The sequence below is a fragment of the Microvirga thermotolerans genome (assembly GCF_009363855.1).
In the GTDB taxonomy this organism is placed as follows: Bacteria; Pseudomonadota; Alphaproteobacteria; order Rhizobiales; family Beijerinckiaceae; genus Microvirga; species Microvirga thermotolerans.
This window is the reverse complement of record NZ_CP045423.1, coordinates 383,040-401,041: the sequence shown is the minus strand read 5'-3', so window position 1 is coordinate 401,041 and position 18,002 is coordinate 383,040. Positions and strand designations below refer to the sequence as shown.

Annotated in this window: 18 protein-coding genes and 1 tRNA gene; 8 read left to right on the top strand and 11 right to left on the bottom strand. The window is 70.9% G+C overall.

What is annotated here, in order from left to right; genetic code table 11:
* Nucleotides 1–41: 41 nt before the first annotated feature.
* The 5 genes from GDR74_RS01905 to GDR74_RS01885 form a co-directional block, all read right to left on the bottom strand.
* Nucleotides 42–788, bottom strand: coding sequence for an SDR family oxidoreductase (locus GDR74_RS01905; protein ID WP_152584719.1), 747 nt, complete (start codon nt 786–788; stop codon nt 42–44).
* Nucleotides 789–790: 2 nt separating this feature from the next.
* Complete coding sequence (locus GDR74_RS01900) at nt 791–2,071, bottom strand: beta-ketoacyl-ACP synthase (RefSeq protein WP_152584718.1); 1,281 nt, start codon at nt 2,069–2,071, stop codon at nt 791–793.
* A 12-nt stretch (nt 2,072–2,083) separates the two neighbouring features.
* Nucleotides 2,084–3,205 (bottom strand): beta-ketoacyl-ACP synthase, encoded by a 1,122-nt coding sequence (locus GDR74_RS01895; protein ID WP_152584717.1) that lies wholly within the window; start codon nt 3,203–3,205, stop codon nt 2,084–2,086.
* Nucleotides 3,205–3,666, bottom strand: a complete 462-nt coding sequence (locus tag GDR74_RS01890; RefSeq protein WP_152584716.1) for a 3-hydroxyacyl-ACP dehydratase FabZ family protein — start codon at nt 3,664–3,666, stop codon at nt 3,205–3,207. Before GDR74_RS01890 ends, GDR74_RS01895 begins: the two co-directional genes overlap by 1 nt.
* 181 nt (nt 3,667–3,847) lie before the next feature.
* The gene (locus tag GDR74_RS01885; RefSeq protein ID WP_152584715.1) at nt 3,848–4,132 is read right to left on the bottom strand and encodes an acyl carrier protein; all 285 of its coding nucleotides are present in this window, start codon (nt 4,130–4,132) and stop codon (nt 3,848–3,850) included.
* 288 nt (nt 4,133–4,420) lie between these two features.
* On the opposite strand from GDR74_RS01885, the gene GDR74_RS01880 reads away from it, so the two are divergent.
* Entirely contained in the window at nt 4,421–5,143 is a 723-nt protein-coding gene (locus tag GDR74_RS01880) for a protein tyrosine phosphatase family protein (protein WP_152584714.1), read from the top strand.
* Between the two features lie 72 nt (nt 5,144–5,215).
* Here GDR74_RS01880 and GDR74_RS01875 read toward each other — a convergent pair whose 3' ends face one another.
* The 4 genes from GDR74_RS01875 to GDR74_RS01860 all read right to left on the bottom strand — a co-directional run bounded on the left by GDR74_RS01875 (nt 5,216) and on the right by GDR74_RS01860 (nt 10,640).
* A complete protein-coding gene (locus tag GDR74_RS01875) occupies nt 5,216–5,749 on the bottom strand; it encodes a hypothetical protein (RefSeq protein WP_152584713.1) in 534 nt (177 codons plus the stop codon).
* Between the two features lie 116 nt (nt 5,750–5,865).
* Complete coding sequence (locus tag GDR74_RS01870; protein WP_152584712.1) at nt 5,866–7,650, bottom strand: ABC transporter ATP-binding protein; 1,785 nt, start codon at nt 7,648–7,650, stop codon at nt 5,866–5,868.
* Between the two features lie 71 nt (nt 7,651–7,721).
* Nucleotides 7,722–8,681 carry a small ribosomal subunit Rsm22 family protein gene (locus tag GDR74_RS01865; RefSeq protein ID WP_152584711.1) on the bottom strand — a complete coding sequence of 320 codons (960 nt, stop codon included), beginning with the start codon at nt 8,679–8,681 and terminating at the stop codon, nt 7,722–7,724.
* Between the two features lie 261 nt (nt 8,682–8,942).
* Nucleotides 8,943–10,640: a methyl-accepting chemotaxis protein gene (locus GDR74_RS01860; RefSeq protein ID WP_152584710.1), complete on the bottom strand. Its 1,698-nt coding sequence runs from the start codon at nt 10,638–10,640 to the stop codon at nt 8,943–8,945.
* Between the two features lie 312 nt (nt 10,641–10,952).
* Here GDR74_RS01860 and GDR74_RS01855 point away from each other — a divergent pair, with 312 nt between their 5' ends.
* Nucleotides 10,953–11,672 (top strand): DUF1028 domain-containing protein, encoded by a 720-nt coding sequence (locus tag GDR74_RS01855; RefSeq protein WP_152584709.1) that lies wholly within the window; start codon nt 10,953–10,955, stop codon nt 11,670–11,672.
* Between the two features lie 114 nt (nt 11,673–11,786).
* Here the strand turns inward: GDR74_RS01855 and GDR74_RS01850 are convergent.
* Nucleotides 11,787–11,861: transfer RNA gene (locus GDR74_RS01850), tRNA-Gly, on the bottom strand.
* Nucleotides 11,862–12,043: 182 nt separating this feature from the next.
* Between GDR74_RS01850 and GDR74_RS01845 the strand changes: the two genes are divergently transcribed.
* The 4 genes from GDR74_RS01845 to GDR74_RS01830 are packed head-to-tail and all read left to right on the top strand — an operon-like array spanning nt 12,044 to nt 14,447.
* Complete coding sequence (locus GDR74_RS01845; RefSeq protein ID WP_152584708.1) at nt 12,044–12,583, top strand: prolyl-tRNA synthetase associated domain-containing protein; 540 nt, start codon at nt 12,044–12,046, stop codon at nt 12,581–12,583.
* A 47-nt stretch (nt 12,584–12,630) separates the two neighbouring features.
* On the top strand, nt 12,631–13,536 hold the full coding sequence (gene trxA / locus GDR74_RS01840; protein ID WP_152584707.1) for a thioredoxin: 906 nt from the start codon (nt 12,631–12,633) through the stop codon (nt 13,534–13,536).
* Nucleotides 13,537–13,566: 30 nt separating this feature from the next.
* Entirely contained in the window at nt 13,567–14,238 is a 672-nt protein-coding gene (locus tag GDR74_RS01835; RefSeq protein WP_152584706.1) for an LON peptidase substrate-binding domain-containing protein, read from the top strand.
* Nucleotides 14,239–14,246: 8 nt separating this feature from the next.
* Nucleotides 14,247–14,447: a Trm112 family protein gene (locus tag GDR74_RS01830; protein WP_152584705.1), complete on the top strand. Its 201-nt coding sequence runs from the start codon at nt 14,247–14,249 to the stop codon at nt 14,445–14,447.
* A gap of 36 nt (nt 14,448–14,483) precedes the next feature.
* Here the strand turns inward: GDR74_RS01830 and GDR74_RS01825 are convergent, their stop codons facing one another.
* Entirely contained in the window at nt 14,484–15,368 is an 885-nt protein-coding gene (locus GDR74_RS01825; RefSeq protein WP_152584704.1) for an HpcH/HpaI aldolase/citrate lyase family protein, read from the bottom strand.
* A gap of 68 nt (nt 15,369–15,436) precedes the next feature.
* Between GDR74_RS01825 and GDR74_RS18555 the strand changes: the two genes are divergently transcribed.
* Both GDR74_RS18555 and GDR74_RS01810 read left to right on the top strand, forming a co-directional pair.
* Nucleotides 15,437–17,179: a serine/threonine dehydratase gene (locus GDR74_RS18555; RefSeq protein WP_343039618.1), complete on the top strand. Its 1,743-nt coding sequence runs from the start codon at nt 15,437–15,439 to the stop codon at nt 17,177–17,179.
* A gap of 101 nt (nt 17,180–17,280) precedes the next feature.
* On the top strand, nt 17,281–17,964 hold the full coding sequence (locus tag GDR74_RS01810) for a carbonic anhydrase (RefSeq protein WP_152584703.1): 684 nt from the start codon (nt 17,281–17,283) through the stop codon (nt 17,962–17,964).
* Nucleotides 17,965–18,002 lie beyond the last annotated feature (38 nt).

Genomic DNA, 18,002 nt, shown 5'->3' with positions numbered 1-18,002 from the left:
ATCCCGGGCTCCGCTGCGCGGCGCCGGGCTGACCCGTGGCGTCAGCGATGCACGCCGATCATCGACGTCAGCCCGCCGTCGACCGGGAGCACGGCTCCCGTCACGTAGGCAGCGGGCGCGCTCATGAGGAAGGCGGCGAGGCCCGCGACCTCCTCCGGCTTGGCGAAGCGTCCGGCCGGGATCTGCTTCTCCATGGCCTCCCGGTAGGCGGCATAGGGCGCCATCATGTCCGTGTCGATGAAGCCCGGCGCGATCACGTTGACGGTGAGCCCGCGCCTGGCGGTCTCGATGGCGAGGGTGCGGCAATAGGAGATGAGCGCCCCCTTCGAGGCCGCGTAGGCGGCGTTGCCGGGATTGCCCTGGAGGGCCGCGACGGAGCCGATGGCGACGATGCGCCCGGCGCGGGCGCGGATCATGCCGCGCATGAGGGACTTCGCGATCCGCGTGAACGACCAGAAGTTCACCTGCATGGCGGCCTCGGCCTTGTCCTGCTGCATCATGGCGGCGAGCGCGTCGTAGGGCTGGCCCGCATTGTGCACGAAGCCGAAGAAGGTCTCGGATTCGAGGCTCGCGCAGAAATCGTCGAGGGCCTCCTTGTGCGACAGGTCGAGGGCATGGGCCTTCACGGCACGTCCCGGATGGGCGGCCATCAGTTCCTCGCAGAGCGCCGTGGCGGCCCCGGCGGAGGAGCGGTAGGTGAAGTCCACGTCGTGGCCCGCCGCCGCCAGCGCCCGCACGATGGCAGCGCCGACGCCCTTGCCGCCGCCCGTCACGAATATCCGGCCCATGGTCACGCCCCCTTCGGCTCGGCCCCGAAGACGAGGCAGGTGTTCTGGCCGCCGAACCCGAAGGAGTTGGACAGCACGTAGCGGACATTCGCGTCCCGCGCCTCGTTCGGCACCACGTCGAGGGGAATGGTCGGGTCCGGGACCCGGTAGTTGATGGTCGGCGGAATGCGCCCGGTGGCGAGGGTGAGCAGGGACATCACCGCCTCGACGGCGCCGGCGGCGGTGAGCGTGTGGCCGATCATCGACTTGTTCGACGAGATCGGCAGGCGCGTCATGCGCTCGCCGAACACGGCGGTGCAGCTCATCGCCTCCATCTTGTCGTTCTCCGGCGTCGAGGTGCCGTGGGCGTTGATGTAGTCCACGTCCTCCGGCGAGAGCCCGGCATCGGCGAGCGCCTCGCGGATCGCCATGATCGCCGGCATGCCGTCCGGCGAGGAGCGCGTGCGGTGGAAGCCGTCGCCCTTCTCGCCGCAGCCGAGCACGTAGCCGAGGATCGTCGCCCCGCGCGCCTTCGCCGCCTCGGCGTCCTCGAGCACGAGGGCCGCGCCGCCCTCGCCCATCACGAAGCCGTCCCGGTTCTTGGAGAAGGGCTTCGAGGCGGCCTCCGGCACCTCGTTCTGCGTCGAGAGCGCGGAGAGCAGCGAGAAGCGGATGAGGGATTCCGGATTCACGGAGCCGTCCGTGCCGATGCACAGCGCCGCCTGCGTCTCGCCGCGCCGGATCGCCTCGACCCCGAGCTGGATCGCGGTGGCGCCGGACGAGCAGGCGGTGGAGAGCGAGATCGGCGAGCCCCTGGTGCCGAAGCGCTCGGCGACCCGGTCGGCCACCGTGCCGAAGATGAACAGGTCGTGCCAGGTCCTGAACCGGCCCGTGGCGGCGGCCTTCAGGAGATCCCTGTAGGTGACGTCGCCGGTCTGGCCGGAGGCCTCGGCAAGGGTCTCGCGCTGGGGCCACTCCATCTCCACCGGCGGCACGGCGATGAACAGGGCGCCGGGAAAGTCGCTGCGGCTCAGACCCGACTGGCCCACCGCCTCCTCGGCGGCGCGCATGGCGAGCCGCTCCGAGAGCATGGGCGCGCAGAAGGGCTCCGCGTCGACGAAGTCGATGGTGCCGGCGATCGTGGTGCGCAGCCCCTCGGTGGGGAAGCGCGAGATGCGGCGGATGCCGGAGCGGCCCGCCGTGAGGGCGGCCCAGGTGTCCTCCTTGCCCTGCCCCAGGGAGGTGACCACGCCCATGCCGGTGACGGCGACGAGGGGCCGGCCCTGTTTGTCGCGAAGCGCCATGGCGTTCTCCCCTTAAGCCTTGGTGATGCGCAGCGCCCCTTCGCCGCGCCAGTGGCCGACGGAGGTGACGAGAGCCTCGGACGCCCTGCCGCCCGCGATGAGGCCGGCCGCCAGGGCGACGGCGGACGGCGCCTGCGCTTCCATGGTATGGCCGATCACGTCGGCGGTCGCATGAATCGCGGCCCCCGGGGCGATGTCCTCGAGCGCAGCCCGCTCCTCCTCCGTGATGCCCTTCACGCCGGTGGCGCCGGAGATCACGACGTCGGGTCCGGCGTCGAGCTGCCGGGCGAGGCCGCGCAGCGCCCTGTCGACGCTGCCGGGCTCGCGCCGGCTGCGGTCGGAGGCGACGCCCGCGACGGCGGCGAGGGGCCTCGCCCCGCGCGCCTCGGCGTGCTCGCGGGATTCCATCACCAGGAAGCAGGCGCCGGTGCCCAGGATCATGCCGCCGCCTTCCGCGGGGCGCTCCCAGACGGGCCGGTGGGCCTTCTTCCAGAGGAAGCCGCCCATCTCGTAGATCAGGAGCACGTCCGGCCGCTCCGCGTTGTAGGCGCCGCCGACGAGGAAGATGTCGTTCTGGCCCGAGGCGATGCGGGCATGGGCGATGCGGATGGCGTCGACGCCGCTCGATTCCTCGCCCATGAAGGTGCGGGAGGCGCCCGTCACCCCGTGCACGATGGCGATGTTGCCCGCGAGAAGGTTGGAGAGCTGCGCCAGGAACAGGGTCGGCCGCAGGTCGCCCATCAGGCGCTCGTTGAGGAAGACGCCGGGGTTCCCGGCCGTGCGCAGGCCGGTGAGGATCTGCCCGTCCACCGCGTAGTCGCGCTCGCCGCCGCCCGCCGCCACGATGAGGTGCATCCGCCCCTTCAGCGCCGCGTCCTCCTTGGCGCCGGCCGCGTCGAGGGCGAGGCCCGCGGCGTAGCAGCCGAGCTTCTGCCACGTCTCCATCTGCCGCTGGTCGGACTTCTTGGCGATCTGCCGGTCGTAGTCGGGCGGCGCCACCGGGTGCACCGGGTAGGGCGCGAAGGTTTCCGTGTCCGTGCGGGGAGAGCCTGCGGCGAGCGCCGCGAGGTGGGCCTCGACCCCCTCCCCCGCCGCCGAGACGATCCCGATTCCGGTGATGACCACGTCGCGCATCAGGCTGCCCCCGTGAGAAGCCCGATGCGGCGCCCCTGGGCCCGCATGAGCTCGTCCATGCCGGCCGGGAACGGCATGATCCGGAAGCGGAGCTCCGCGTCGCAGACCGGCTTGCCCTCGGCCGTGATCCTTGCCTTCGTCACCGCATAGCCCGAGCCCTCGTGCTCGAGCTGCGCCGCGACGCCGAGCACCGTACCCGGTCCGACGAAGGTGCGGAAGCGCGCCTTGTCCACGCCCATGAGGAACGGCATGTGGGTGAAGTCCATGAGCCCCAGCACCAGGTAGCCGGAGGCCTGGGCCATCGTCTCGGTGAGCAGCACGCCGGGCACCAGGGGATGGCCGGGGAAATGGCCCTCGAAGACCGGGCTTTCCAGGGGCACCGTGGACGTGGCCTCGATCCGCCGGCCGTCGCGGTCGAGCCTCGTCACCCGATCGATCATTTCAAAGTATTCGAGACGCATCCGGGATTTGAACCACTCTCTTGCCCCTCCCGGACGGATCGGGCGGAGAAGGCTTTCCTCCGCCTGCCGGGCCGGCCTCGGAGCGGCCCGCCGGGACTGCCGCGTCCGTGGGGCGGACGCTTCTGGAACTTCGGCCGGTCCGGGCGGGCTCCGGCCGGAAGGACGGTCGGGAGGCCGCCTGTCAGGAGGCCGCCTTGGCCGCGATGAGGGCGTCGATGTGGGCCACCAGGTTCTTGAGGACGAAATACTCCTCGGCCGGCGCCTTGCCCTCGTTCACCTCCTGCGTCCACTGCTCGAGGGGCAGCTTGATGCCGAAGGCCTTGTCGATGGCGAAGGCGATGTCGAGAAAGGCCAGCGAATCGATGCCGAGATCCTCGATGGCATGGCTTTCCGGCGTGATCTGCTCGCGCGGAATGTCGGCGGTCTCGGAAATGATGCCGGCGACGGTCTCGAAGGTGGACGACATGACGCCGCTCTCCTGAAGTGCTTGGTCTCGACGCTACGGGCCCCGGGCGTCGTCCGCCCGGTCCGGCAGCCGTGTTCGTCGAGGAGGGGTTGTATCGAAACGCACCCCTTACACGACGGGGCGCAGGGCGGCAACAGATACGATGGGTCCCGCGCGCCCGTCCGGCCCGGAAAAGAGCGGATTCCGGAACGCGGAACGGCGGAATTGATTAATGCCGGTCGATGCCCGATAAGGCGGCCGACGCCGCAGGCCCGGTCCGCCGGGCCGCAACCGCAACAATGGATCGCCGTGATCAACAGGTTTCTCAAGCCTGAAACCCGCTATGCCCGCCGCATGGCGCGCATCGCCCGCTGGGACAGGCCCGTCGATGGCCCCCTCGGGCGCGTGCGCGCCTGGGCCAACATGCTGCTGGTGGACCACGGGGTCTTCCGCCTGCTCTACCTCAACAAGCACCGGGTCTCGGAGCGCCTCTGGCGCTCCGCCCAGCCCGCCCCGCACCAGATCTCGCGCCTGAAGGACGAGGGCGTCCGCACCATCGTCAACCTGCGCGGCGGGCGGGAGCACGGCTCCTGGCAGCTGCAGAAGGAGATCTGCGAGCGGCTCGGCATCCATCTCGTGGAGTTCGTGGTGCGCTCCCGCGGCGCGCCGGACCGGGAGACGATCCTGTCCGCCAAGGCCTTCTTCGAAACCATCGAGTATCCGGCGGTGCTCCACTGCAAGTCGGGAGCCGACCGGGCCGGCTTCGTGGCGGCCCTCTACCTCGTGGTGCACGAGGGACGCAGCGTCGAGGAGGCCCTGCGCCAGCTCTCCGCCCGCTACGGCCATTTCCGCTTCTCGAAGACCGGCATCCTCGACGCCTTCTTCGAGCGCTACCGCAGGGAGGGCGAGGCCCGGGGCATGCCCTTCCTCACCTGGGTCGAGACCGTCTACGACCCGGAGGCCCTGGAGCGGGACTTCCGGCCCGGCTTCTGGTCGAACATCCTGGTCGACCGGATCATGCGGCGGGAGTGAGGGCACGGCCCCGCAGCGGAGGTCGCGCCGATCCAAGGCCTGTCAGTCCAAGACCTGTCAGTCCAAGAGTTCTCAGTCCAGGACCTGGCAGTGCTTGCGCACGCCGGGGACCGGATCGCCGAAGGTGCCGTTGTTGCAGCCGACCCCGCCCCGGTAGACGCCCTCCGCATAGCGGCCATGGGCTCCGTAGCGGACGCGCCGGACGCCCCTGAAGCCGCAGAAGCCGTTCTCGCCGGCGCAGGTCCGCCAGGCGGCGGTCTCATAGATTTCCTGGACCTCCCCGCGCCGGCCCGGCCAGTCGCGATGGGGGCGGGGCAGCGGCCTCTCGAAGCCGCCTCCGTAGGAGCGGGCCACGTAGGCGCAGCGTTTCGGAATGCCGGGCGCGGGGTCGCCGAAGACCTCGTTGGAACAGGGAATGCCGCGCCCGGCGACGTCCATCACCGCCTCGCGCCCCGGGACGCCGTAGACGACGCGGGTCGGATAGGGAACCCGACAGAACCCGTGCTCCCGGGCGCAGGGCACGAGTCCCTGGGCGGCGGCGCCCGAGGCTCCGGCGAATGTAACGGCAAGGGCGAAGGCGGCGGCTGCGACGGCTTGGCGAAGCATGGATCTCCTCCGGGAAAGCACCGCCTTTTTTAAGAGGATCGCCTTAATATTGTAATAACGTATCGAATGCCGGACTTGCCTGCCGCCCACGCGGATCTCCGGGTCCGCATGCCACGCTAGGCGGCCGGGCTCGCCGGCTCCGCATCGCCCGACAGCTGGAGCCGGTGCAGGCGGGCATAGGTGCCGCCCGAGGCGACGAGGGATTCGTGAGTGCCCATCTCGGCCACCCGGCCCGCCTCCATCACCACGATCCTGTCCGCGTCCCGCACGGTGGAGAGGCGGTGGGCGATCACCAGGGTGGTGCGGCCCTTCATCAGCCTCCGGATCGCCTCCTGCACGAGCTTTTCGGATTCCGAATCGAGGGCGGAGGTCGCCTCGTCGAGGAGCAGGATCGGCGCGTCCTTGAGGAAGGCGCGGGCGAGCGAGATGCGCTGGCGCTCGCCGCCCGAGAGCCGCCCGCCGCCCGTCCCGACGACGGTGTCGTAGCCCTGCGGGAGCCTGAGGATGAAATCGTGCGCGGCCGCGGCCTTCGCCGCCGCGACGATCTCCTCCTCCGTGGCGCCGGGCCGGCCGAAGGCGATGTTGGCCCGCACCGTGTCGTCGAAGAGCACCACCTCCTGGCTCACCATCGCGATGGCGCTGCGCAGGGAACGGAGCGTGACCTCCCGCACGTCCTGCCCGTCCACCAGCACCGCCCCGGAGGTCACGTCGTAGAGCCGGGGCACCAGGGACAGGAGGGTCGACTTGCCGGAGCCGGAGCGGCCGACGAGGGCGGTGGTGCGCCCGGCCTCCGCCGTGAAGTCCACGTGGTGGAGCGCCGTCTGCTCCGCGTTGTAGGAGAAGCCGAGATTCCTGAAGCGGATCTCGCCGCCCGCGACCGCGAGCGGGCGCGCGCCCGCCCGGTCGGTGATCTGCGGGCGTTCGTCCATCACCGCGAAGGTGCGCTGCAGGGCCGCCGCCGCCTCCTGCACGATGGCGTTGAGGTTGCCGAGCGCCCGGATCGGCTGGGCGGCGAGGATGAGGGCGCTGACGAAGCCCGTGAAGTCGCCCACCGTGCTGCCGCCGGACACGATGCGCCGGCCGATCAGCACCAGCACCGCCGCCACCGCGAAGCCGCCGCCCGCCTCCAGGAGCGGGTCGAGCCGCCCGCGGGCGTTGGCGGCCTTCATCTTGAGCTTGCGCACCTCGTCGAAGGTCCGCGCGGCCTTGGCCTTGAGGTAGCCCTCGAGCGCGTAGGTCTTGGCGACGCGGGTGCCCGCCAGGCTCTCCGTGATCAGGCTCGCCATCTGGCCGGTCTGCTCCTGGGTGGAGATGGCGACCCGGCGCAGCTTCTTGCCGATCTTGCCGATGGGATGGGCGATGAAGGGCACGGTGACGCCGGCGACGATGGTCAGGACCGGGTCGATCCACAGCATGGCGCCGAGGAGGGCGACGATCGTCGTCACCTCCCGCAGGAACACGGTGGAGATGCGGGTCAGCGCCTCCTTGATGAACAGGAAGTCGGTGGTGAAGCGCTGGGTGAGCGCCGCCGGACTCTCGCGCCCGATCTGGGCGATGTCCGCGTCGATCATGTGCCCGTAGAGGGCCGTCTGCATGTCGGCCTCGATCTGCGTCACCACCCGGTTGGTGAGCACCGTGAGCGCCAGGAGCGAGAAGCCCTTCACCGAGGTGACGGCGATGACGAAGAGCGGGGCGAGCAGGATCGCCGTCGCATCCCTGGCCGCGAAGGCGTCGAAGGCCGCCTTGATCAGGACCGGGTAGAGCCCGGTCGCGCCCGAGACGAGGGCGACGAGGACGAGCACGAGCGCCAGGGTCCTGGCGTGCGGCCGCATCCAGTCGCGCCAGAGCCGGCGGATCAGGGGAAGCGTGTCGCCGCTGAGGAGCGGATTCTTGCCAGCCATCGTCTCGCGTTCTCGCCTTTGGAAGCTTGTGGCGTTAGCACGTGAGCGCCGCCGCGGGCAAACGGGCGGCCCTACAGCGCATCGCCCCAGCCGGCCCGGCGGGCCTGCCTGAAGACGTCGCCCTCGCGCTTCGTGAAGAGCCGCTCCTCCGCGCGTCCGTCGTCGCGGCACAGCTTCAGCCGCACCTGGCCGCTGCCCGCACGGGGCGGCGCGATGACGCGGGCCGAGGGACGGGCTCCGAGGCGGCGGGAGGCGGCGAGATAGATGAACTTCTCGTCCTCCCACGGCACCTCGCCGCCCTTGGCCTGCCGGTGGAGGCGCGAGCGGGCGACGCGGCGGGAGAAATGGCACCAGTCGGGCCGCACCAGCGGGCAGGCGGCCGCGTGGGGACAGGGGGCGAGCAGGAAGGCTCCGGCGGCGATCAGCCGGTCCCGCGCGGCGAGGATCCGCTCCCATCCCGCGGGCGTCCCCGGCTCGACGACGAGCAGGGTGTCGCGGGTGAGGCCCCAGAGCCGGTCGACCAGGGGGCCGCGCTCGCCCTCCGCCAGCTCGTCGAGCACGTAGGCGAGGGTCACGAGATCGTGGGGCGGAAGATCCGCGAGGGGCTTCGCCACGTTCCCGCTGCGCCACTCGGACGGCACGGGAGCCTCCCGCGCCAGCCGCTCGCCCCAGGCGCGGATGGGGGGACTGCCCTCGACGAGGAGGGCGCGGCCGAGGCCCGGCCAGCAGTCCATGGCGGCCCAGAAGGCCGTGCCGGGCCCCGATCCGAGATCGAGGAGGTTCTCGGGCGCGAAATCGGGCCGGACCTCGGCGACGGCCGCCATGGCGGCCCGCACCGCCGCATAGGTCGCGGGAAGGCGCGTGGCGAGGTAGGCCCGCGCCGCGAGGTCGTCGGAGAGGTGGAACCGTCCGTCGCGCACCTCCGCCCGGTAGCGGGCCGAGAGCGTGCCCGCCGCACGGCCGAGGGCCGAAAGGCCGGTGCCCGCCAGCGCGGCGTCCACGCCCTGTCGCAGGAGCGGCGGCAGTTCCATGACGCGAGTCCCTCGTGAGCGCCCGTTTCCGGGAAGGATCCGGGAAACGGCCCTCTCTAGCGCATCCTGCGGAAAAGAGGACCCGGTTTTCCGGCCCGCGCTCCCAGCCGCGGGCTTTGCCATCGGCGCGGGGCGGGCATCGCCCCTTGGGAACGCTCCCCGCGGCCTGCGCCAGGGCGAGGGCATTTCCCCGAACGCCCTTGAAGAAAAGCCCGGTCCGGGACCGGGCTCTCGGTTTCGAGGAGACGTCGAGCCGTCCCGTCAGGCGGCCTTCACGCTGGCGAGGAAGCTGCCGACCTCCTGGCCGAGGCCGTTGGACTGGCGCGCCAGCTCCTGCGCCGCGCCGAGGACCTGGCTCGCCGCGGCCCCCGTTTCGCCCGCGCCGCGTTTCACGTCGCCGATGCTCGCCGTCACCTGCTCGGTGCCGCGGGCGGCCTCCTGCACGTTGCGCGCGATCTCCGCCGTCGCGGCGCCCTGCTCCTCCATCGCCGCTGCAATCGTCATGGAGATCTGCGACATCTGCGCGATGGTGCGGCCGATCCCGTCGATGGCGCCGACGGCGTCCCGGGTCGCCTGCTGCACCGATCCGATCTGGGCCGCGATCTCCTCGGTGGCCCGAGCGGTCTGGTTGGCGAGCTCCTTGACCTCGCTCGCCACCACCGCGAAGCCCTTGCCCGCCTCGCCGGCGCGGGCCGCCTCGATGGTGGCGTTGAGGGCGAGGAGGTTGGTCTGGCCGGCGATGGTGTTGATGAGCTGGATCACGGTGCCGATCTTCTCGGCGGTGTTGGCGAGCTCCTGCACGATCCCGTTGGTGCGCTGCGCGTCGACGACCGCGCGCTCCGCCACCTGGGAGGACTGGTTCACCTGGGACGCGATCTCGCGCACCGAGATGGAGAGCTCCTCCGTGGCGGCGGCCACCGTCTGCACGTTGGCGGAGGTCTGCCCGGCCGCCGAGGCGACGCTCACCGACTGCCGGTTGGTCTCGTCCGCAATCGCCGACATCCCCTGCGCCGTCGCCTCCATCTGCGTCGCGGCGGAGGCCAGTCCCTGGGTCATGGCCGAGACGTTCCGCTCGAACTCCTGCGCCAGCCGGTCGAGAGCCTGCGCCCGGCGCATCTTCGCCTCGTTCTCCCGCTCCTGCTCCGCCGCCAGGCGGCGGGCCTCGACGGCATTGTCCTTGAAGACCTGGAGGGACCGGGCCAGGAGGCCCACCTCGTCCCGGCGATGCGCGCCGCTCACCTGCACCGACAGATCGCCGTTGGCGAGACGGTCCATGGCGCCCGCCACGGCGGAGAGCGGCTTCGTCACCCCGGAGATCGTGATCCAGCAGACGAGGCCGATGGCGAGGGCCAGCCCGATTGCGGCGGCCTCGACGAGCCGCCATCTCGTCGCGCTTGCGAGGGCGTTGGCCTCCTCCTTGGCCTGCTGCAGCTCCCCGGCGATGCCCTCGATGCTCTGGGCCATCTGCTCGCGCAGCTTCATGCGCTGGTTGCGCCCCGTGCCGTTCGTCAGCTCGACCGCCTTGTCCTCCTGGCCGCCCACCGAGAACGCCATGCTCTGCTCGAGCGTCTTGAAGTAGGTCAGGACGGCCGCCTTCAGCTCCTCGTTCAGCCGCCTGAATTCGGGCGAGCTGGACAGGGACACCAGCTGATCGAGCTCCGTGGAGGCCTTCTGGACGGCGTTCCTGTACGAGTTCTCCACGCTCCGGATCCGCTCGGGCTGGTCCTTGGGCGCGAGGATCATGTTCTTTTCCTGGATCGTCGCCTCGTTGACCCTGGCGCTGATGCTCTGCACCAGGCTGAGGCGCTGCGCGTCGTTGTCGACGATCTTCTGTGCGTCGTAGGCCAAGGTGTCCAGGCCCGTCACGGCCATCGCGATCAGACCGACGGCGACGGCGACGAAGATCGTCACCGGAATCGCCAGCTTGGTCAGGATTCTGAAGTTGTCGAGAAATCGCATCGTCTTTCGTTGGCCCGCCCGCAACGCCGCGGGAAGCGCACGCCCCCCTGGCGCACAATCCACAGGCATGAGCAGGAACGCATCCGCGCGTGAACAACCTCTTAAAGGAAGACGACAAGCCCGTTATTTGGCCTCATCTTTCGTCTTCCTGGGCTCATGTGTTGCCGAAAAGCAGAATCGGAGTCCGATTTCCCCGGAATATTTGCTTATACTACCCCCGTTATATCATACCTTTCCCGAACTCGGCCTTTGCATTCGTTCGGGCGGCTTGCTTGAATGCTCCGAAACTCCGGCGGCATGAAAGGAAACGGCATGACGTGGTCGATCGTAGCCAGGGACCCGAAGACGGGGCACATCGGGATCGCTGTCGCGACCTGCGCCTTCGCGGTGGGGGCGCGGGTGCCCTTCGTCGCCACGGGCGTGGGGGCGATCGCCACCCAGGCCTTCGTCAATCCCTACTACGGCTACCGCGGGCTCGAGCTGCTGCGGGCCGGCGCCCCGGCGGAGGATGCGATCCGCATCCTGACGGCGGCCGACGAGGGAAGAGGGCAGCGCCAGGTCCACGTGATGGACCGGCAGGGGCGCTTCGCGGCCCATACGGGCGCGGACTGCGTGCCCTGGTGCGGACACCTGATCCGCGACACCTTCTCGGTCGCGGGCAACATGCTGGCGGGCGAAGAGGTGATCGCCGAGACTGCGCGCGCCTTCGAGGCGGCGGCGGACCTGCCCCTCGCGCGGCGCTTCCTGGCGGCCCTGAAGGCGGGCGAGGCGGCCGGCGGCGACAAGCGCGGCAGGCAGTCGGCCGCGATCCTGATCCACGACGAGGAGGAGTATCCCTATCTCGACATCCGCGTGGACGACCATGCGGATCCCCTGAGCGAGCTGGCGCGCCTCGAGGAGGTGAGCCGCGGGCGCTACCTGCACTACCGCAAGTTCATGCCCTCCAAGGCGAATCCCTCGGGGATCGTCGACCGCGACGAGATCGAGCGGCGGATCGCGCAATCGATGGAGGCGGAGCGGGCGCAGGCCTGAACCGGCCGCGGGCCGGCGAATCGGGCCGCCCGCGGCCCTGCACGGGCGAAGGCAGGGCCGAAAAACGCGAAAGGCCGCACGGTTGCGGCCTTTTCGACGAATCGCCTGGAAATTTGGAGCGGGCGAAGGGATTCGAACCCTCGACCCCAACCTTGGCAAGGTTGTGCTCTACCCCTGAGCTACACCCGCGCTCCGCGGCTTGCGCCGTTGCGAGGCCGCTCATGTGCCTCAAAACGATCCGCTTGGCAAGAGGTTTTTGGCAAGAGGTTTTCTGGACGAAGACGGCGCCCGGCGCCCGGCGCGACAGAAACGGTTCCCACTTTCGCGGGAATTGCTCTAGAACGCCCCTGATCTCCGGAGGCTGCCGAACCGTGACCCATCTCTCGCCCAGCGCCCTTCTCGACCGGCTCGCCGCCCTCGGCATCGCCGCGGAGACGGTGGAGCACGAGCCCGTGTTCACGGTGGCGGAATCCCGCCCCGTCAAGGCCCGGATCCCCGGCGCCCATTCCAAGAACCTCTTCGTGAAGGACAAGAAGGGCCGCTTCTTCCTGATCACCGCCAAGGACGAGACGGCGATCGACCTCAAGCGGGCCCACGAGGCCATCGGCGCCTCCGGCCGCCTGTCCTTCGGCTCCGCCGAGCAGCTTCGCGCCCTGCTCGGGGTCGAGCCGGGCTCGGTCACGCCCTTCGCGGTGGTCAACGACCGGGAGAACAGGGTGACGATGATCCTCGACGCCAACCTGATGGAGCACGAGCGGGTGAACTTCCACCCCCTCGTCAATTCCATGACCACGGGCGTCTCCCGCGAGGATCTGCTGAAATTCCTGCGGGCGACCGGGCACGACCCGCTGATCGTGCGCCTGCCCGAACCGCCGGCGGAATTGCCGGACGGCCCGGACGCCCCCATCTGACAGAGACGAAAAGACCGAACCCTCAAGAGACCGCATCCGAGGATCGCATGCTCGCCGACACCCCCCGCAACGCCCCCCCTGCCGACGGCCTGATCAAGGACACCACCACGGCGGCCTTCCGCCAGGACGTCCTCTCCGAATCCATGAAGCAGCCGGTTCTCGTGGACTTCTGGGCGCCGTGGTGCGGCCCCTGCAAGCAGCTGACGCCGGTTCTCGAGAAGGTCGTCCGGGAGGCCGGCGGCAAGGTCAAGCTGGTGAAGATGAACATCGACGAGCATCCGCAGATCGCGGGCCAGCTCGGCGTGCAGTCGATTCCGGCGGTCTTCGCCTTCCAGCGCGGCCAGCCGGTGGACGGCTTCATGGGCGCCCTGCCCGAGAGCCAGATCAGGGCCTTCATCGAGCGGCTCGTCGGCCCCCTCGGCCCGAGCGCGGTCGAGGAGGTCATGGCCGAGGCGGACCGCCTCGCGGCGGCGGGCGACGCCTCCGGCGCGGCGGAGCTCTATGCGGGCATCCTGGCGCAGGACCCCTCCCACGCGCCGGCCCTCGCCGCCCTCGCCAAGCTGCACGTGGAGCTCGGCGACCTGGAGGGCGCCCGGCGCCTCATCGACATGGCGCCCGCCGACAAGGCCCGGGACCCGGCCATCGCCGGCGCCCGCGCCGCCCTGGAACTCGCGGAGCAGGCCGGCTCCCTCGGCGACACCGCCGAGCTCGAACGCCGCGTCGCGGCCAATCCCCTCGACCACCAGGCCCGGTTCGATCTCGCCATCGCCCTCAACGCCCGCGGGAAGCGCGAAGAAGCGGTCGACCAGCTCCTTGAAATCGTCCGCCGCGACCGCAATTGGAACGAGGACGGCGCACGCAAGCAGCTCGTCCAGTTCTTCGAGGCCTGGGGCCCGATGGACCCGGCGACGGTCGCGGGACGGCGGAGGCTTTCCTCGATCCTGTTTGCCTGACGCCGCCGTTCCACGGACAGGGAGATGGGAATGGGAATGAACGCGGTTTACCGGGGGCCAGAGGATTGCCCGTCGGTCATTCCGGTCTTTCCCCTTCCAGGCGCCCTTCTCCTGCCGCGGGGCCAGATTCCCCTCAACATCTTCGAACCGCGCTATCTCGCCATGGTGGACGATGCCCTGAAGGGCGACCGCATCGTCGGCATGGTGCAGCCCGACGCGGACGGAGGCGGAACGCGGCACTTCCCGCAGCTCTATCACGTGGGCTGCGCGGGCCGCATCACCCAGTTCGCCGAGACGGGCGACGGGCGCTATCTCATCACCCTCGTCGGCATCGCCCGGTTCCGCATCGAGGAGGAGTTGTCCGTGCCGACGCTCTACCGGCAGTGCCGCGTCGACTTCACGCCCTACGCGAACGACTTCGTCGCCCGCGCGGGCGAGAACGAGGTCGACCGCGCAGGCGTCGTCAAGGCGCTGCGCGACTTCGTGGAGGCGGCGGACGTGCGCGTGGACTGGAAGGGAATCGAGGAGGCCCCCAACGAGGCCCTGGTCAACGCGCTCTGCATGATGAGCCCCTTCGGCGTCAGGGAGAAGCAGGCGCTGCTGGAGGCGCAGGACCTCAAGACCCGCGCCGAGGTGCTGATCGCGCTCACCGAGATCGAGCTCGCCCGCGGCACCAACGGCTCCGAGACGCCGCTGCAATAGGAGACCCCATGACCGACACCACACCCGTCGAAGCGACGCGCATCGACCCCAAGCTCCTCGAGATGCTGGTCTGCCCGCTGACGAAGGAATCCCTCGACTACGACCCCGTGCGGCAGGAGCTGATCAGCCGGCAGGCCAAGCTCGCCTATCCGATCCGCGACGGCATTCCGATCATGCTGCCGGAGGAGGCGCGGCCGCTGACGGAGTGAGGAACCTCCGGACGGCCCGCGCGCTTGCGGCGGCCGTCAGCTTCCGCGCGCCTCGATGGCCCGCGCCAGGCCGAGCACCCGCCGCGCCATGTCCGCATGGAGGCGCTCCACCATGCGGCCGCCGAGGGCGATGGCGCCCTTGCGGGCGTTCTCCGGCTTCTCGAAGGCCTCCGCGACGATCCTCGCCTCGCTCACCTCCTCGGGAGTGGGCGAGAAGATCTCGTTCGCCGTTCCGATCTGGTTCGGGTGGATCAGGGTCTTGCCGTCGAAGCCGCAGTCGCGGGCCTGCACGCATTCGGCCCGCAGCGCCGCCGCGTCGGAAAGGTCGTTGCAGACCCCGTCGAGAATGTCGATGCCGTTGGCGCGCGCCGCCGCGAGGGCCGTCGCCATCCACGGCAGCATGGGCGCGCGTCCGGGAACGAGCCGGGCGCGGGTCTCGCGGGCAAGGTCGTTGAGGCCCAGCACGAAGCAGTCGAGGCGCGTGTCCACGTCGTGGGCCGCGCCGGCGATCGCGTCGGCCCGCAGGATCGCGTGGGCGGTCTCGATCATGGCCCAGACGCGCACGCGCTCCGGCGCCCGCGCCCGCCGCAGGCGCAGTCCGACCGCCGCCAGGGTCTCGGGCGAGGACACCTTGGGGACGAGGATCGCATCGGGGGCCGCGGCGGCGACGGCCGCCAGGTCCTCCTCGCCCCAGGGCGTGTCGAGGGCGTTGACGCGCACCACCACCTCGCGCGGCGCGAAGCCGCCCTGCCGCAGGGCGGCGCAGACCTGTGCGCGCGCCTCCGTCTTCGCCTCCGGCGCCACCGAATCCTCGAGATCGAGGATCACCACGTCCGCGGGCAGGGTCCTGGCCTTCTCCAGGGCGCGGGCGTTCGAGCCGGGCATGTAAAGGGCGCTGCGGCGCGGGCGAATCTCGGTCATGATGGCCTCCCCTCGGGGCCGAATGTAGCGGCGGCGGCGGGCCGCGGAAACGGAGGAGCGCGCGAAGGATGTGGGCGGTCGGAATCGACGGTTGTCCCGGAGGCTGGATCGCGGTCTTCGCCGATTGCGACGGGCGCCGCGCTCCCGTCGTGCGGATCGAGCGGCGCTTCGCCGACATCGTCGATTCGCCGGAGCGCCCCCAGGTCGTCGCCGTCGACATGCCCATCGGCCTTCCGGACCGCACGGAAGGCCCGGGGCGGCGCCCGGAGCGGACGATCCGCCCGCTTCTCGGCGCGCGCCAGTCGTCCGTCTTCGCGATTCCCTCCCGCCGCGCGGTGGAGGCGCCGGATTTCGCGACCGCCTGCGCCCTGGCGCTCGAAACCTCCGACCCGCCGCGCAAGGTCTCCATGCAGGGCTTCCACCTCTTCCCGAAGATCCGCGAGATCGACGCGCTGCTCCGCGGACGGCCCGACCTCGTCCCCCGGGTCGTGGAGGTGCACCCGGAGCTCGCCTTCTGGTCCCTGAACGGCGAGCGCGCCCTCGCGGAGCCGAAGAAGGTGAAGGGCAGGCCCCATGCGCCGGGCCTCGTCCTGCGACGGGAGCTCCTTCGCCGGGCGGGCCTTCCTCCCGGGCTCGTCGATTCGCATCCGCCCCGCGGCGCGGGGGAGGACGACCTCGTCGACGCCCTCGCGGGGTTGGCCGTCGCCCTCGATATCGCTAGAGGTGGAGGACGCTCCTTTCCCTCGCCGCCCGACCGCGACGCCCACGGCCTCCCGGTCGCCATCTGGACCCTCGCCCGCCCGGTTTCCGCGCCCGTTCCCGAGATTGCCGCCATGCCCGCTTCCGTCTCCGCAACCGAGACCCTTCCCGTCACCCGCCGCGATATCGAGGAGGCGCACCGGCGCATCGCCCCGCACATCCGCCGCACGCCCGTCTGGACCCTGCCCGAGGCCTTCGGCCATGCGGGGCCGGTGAGCCTCAAGCTCGAGTTCCTCCAGCACGCGGGCTCGTTCAAGGCGCGCGGCGCCTTCAACACGCTCCTGTCGAAGCCGGTGCCCGCCGCGGGCGTGGCGGCGGCCTCGGGCGGCAACCACGGCGCGGCGGTCGCCTATGCGGCGAAACGGCTCGGCGTGAAGGCCCGCATCTTCGTGCCGGAGATCTCGAGCCCCGCGAAGATCGCCGTCATCCGCTCCCACGGGGCCGAGGTCGTGATCGGCGGCGCGCGCTATGCGGACGCCCAGGAGGCCTGCGACCTCTACGTGGCGGAGAGCGGCGCGCTGCGGGTCCATCCCTTCGGCGCCGAGAGCACCATCGCGGGCCAGGGCACGGTCGGGCTCGAATGGGAGGAGGACGCCCCTCCCCTCGACACGGTTCTGGTGGCGGTGGGCGGCGGCGGCCTCATCGGCGGCATCGCGGCCTGGTGGGCCGGCCGCGTGAAGGTGGTGGGCGTGGAGCCGGAAGGCTCGCGGGCGCTCCACGCGGCCCTCGCGGCGGGCGGCCCGGTGGACGTGGAGGTCGATTCGCTCGCGGCCGATTCGCTCGGCGCCCGCAACACGGGGGCGCTCGTGTACGGGATCTGCAAGGGGGCCGTCGACCACGTGGCCCTGGTGAGCGACGCCGCGATCCGCGACGCCCAGGGACTCCTCTGGCGCGACTGGCGCATCGCCACGGAGCCCGGCGGGGCGGCCGCCCTCGCGGCGCTCGTCTCCGGCGCCTACCGGCCGCGGCCCGGGGAGCGGGTCGGCGTCCTTCTCTGCGGCGCGAACGTGGAGCTGGCGAAGCTCGCCGAGGCGGCGCGGCTTCCCGGCTGAGGAGACGCTCCCTCCGCCCTTGAGCCCCGACGATCGCAAAAGTGGATTCCACTTTCGGATCCGATGCTCTAGGAAACGGGCGCCAAAACAGGAGCCTGCCCGTGTTTCCGAAACGCCTGACCGACGGTTACCGCGCCTTCCTCGGCGAACGCTTCTCCCGCGAGAAGGACCGATACGAAGCCCTCGCGCAGCATGGACAATCCCCCGAAATCCTGATCATCGGCTGCTGCGACAGCCGGGTCTCGCCGGAGGTGATCTTCGACGCGAGCCCGGGCGAGCTCTTCGTGGTCCGCAACGTGGCGAACCTCGTGCCGCCCTTCGAGACCGGCGGCGACTACCACGGCACGTCCGCCGCCCTGGAATTCGCGGTCCAGGCCCTGCGCGTGAAGCACATCGTGGTGCTGGGCCATGCCCGCTGCGGCGGCATCCGCGCCTTCGCGGACGACACGGCCCCCCTGTCGCCCGGCGACTTCATCGGCCGCTGGATGAACCTCATCGCCCCCGCCGCCGAGCGGATCGGCCCGCGCGGGGACACGGACTTCTCCGACTACCTGACGCGCCTCGAACTCGCGGCGATCGAGAACAGCCTCAACAACCTGATGACGTTTCCGTGCGTGCGCACCCTCGTGGAGCGCGGCAAGCTGGAGCTCCACGGCGCCTTCTTCGGCGTCGCCTCCGGCGTCCTGATGGTGCGCGATCCCGAGACGGGGGAGTACCGGGCGGCCGTCGAGGACATGCCGAAGCGGGTCTCCATGTTCAGCGCCCGCCGGGTCGACGCCCCCTGACGCTCCGCCGGAAGACCGGCCGCGAGACGGAAGAGGGC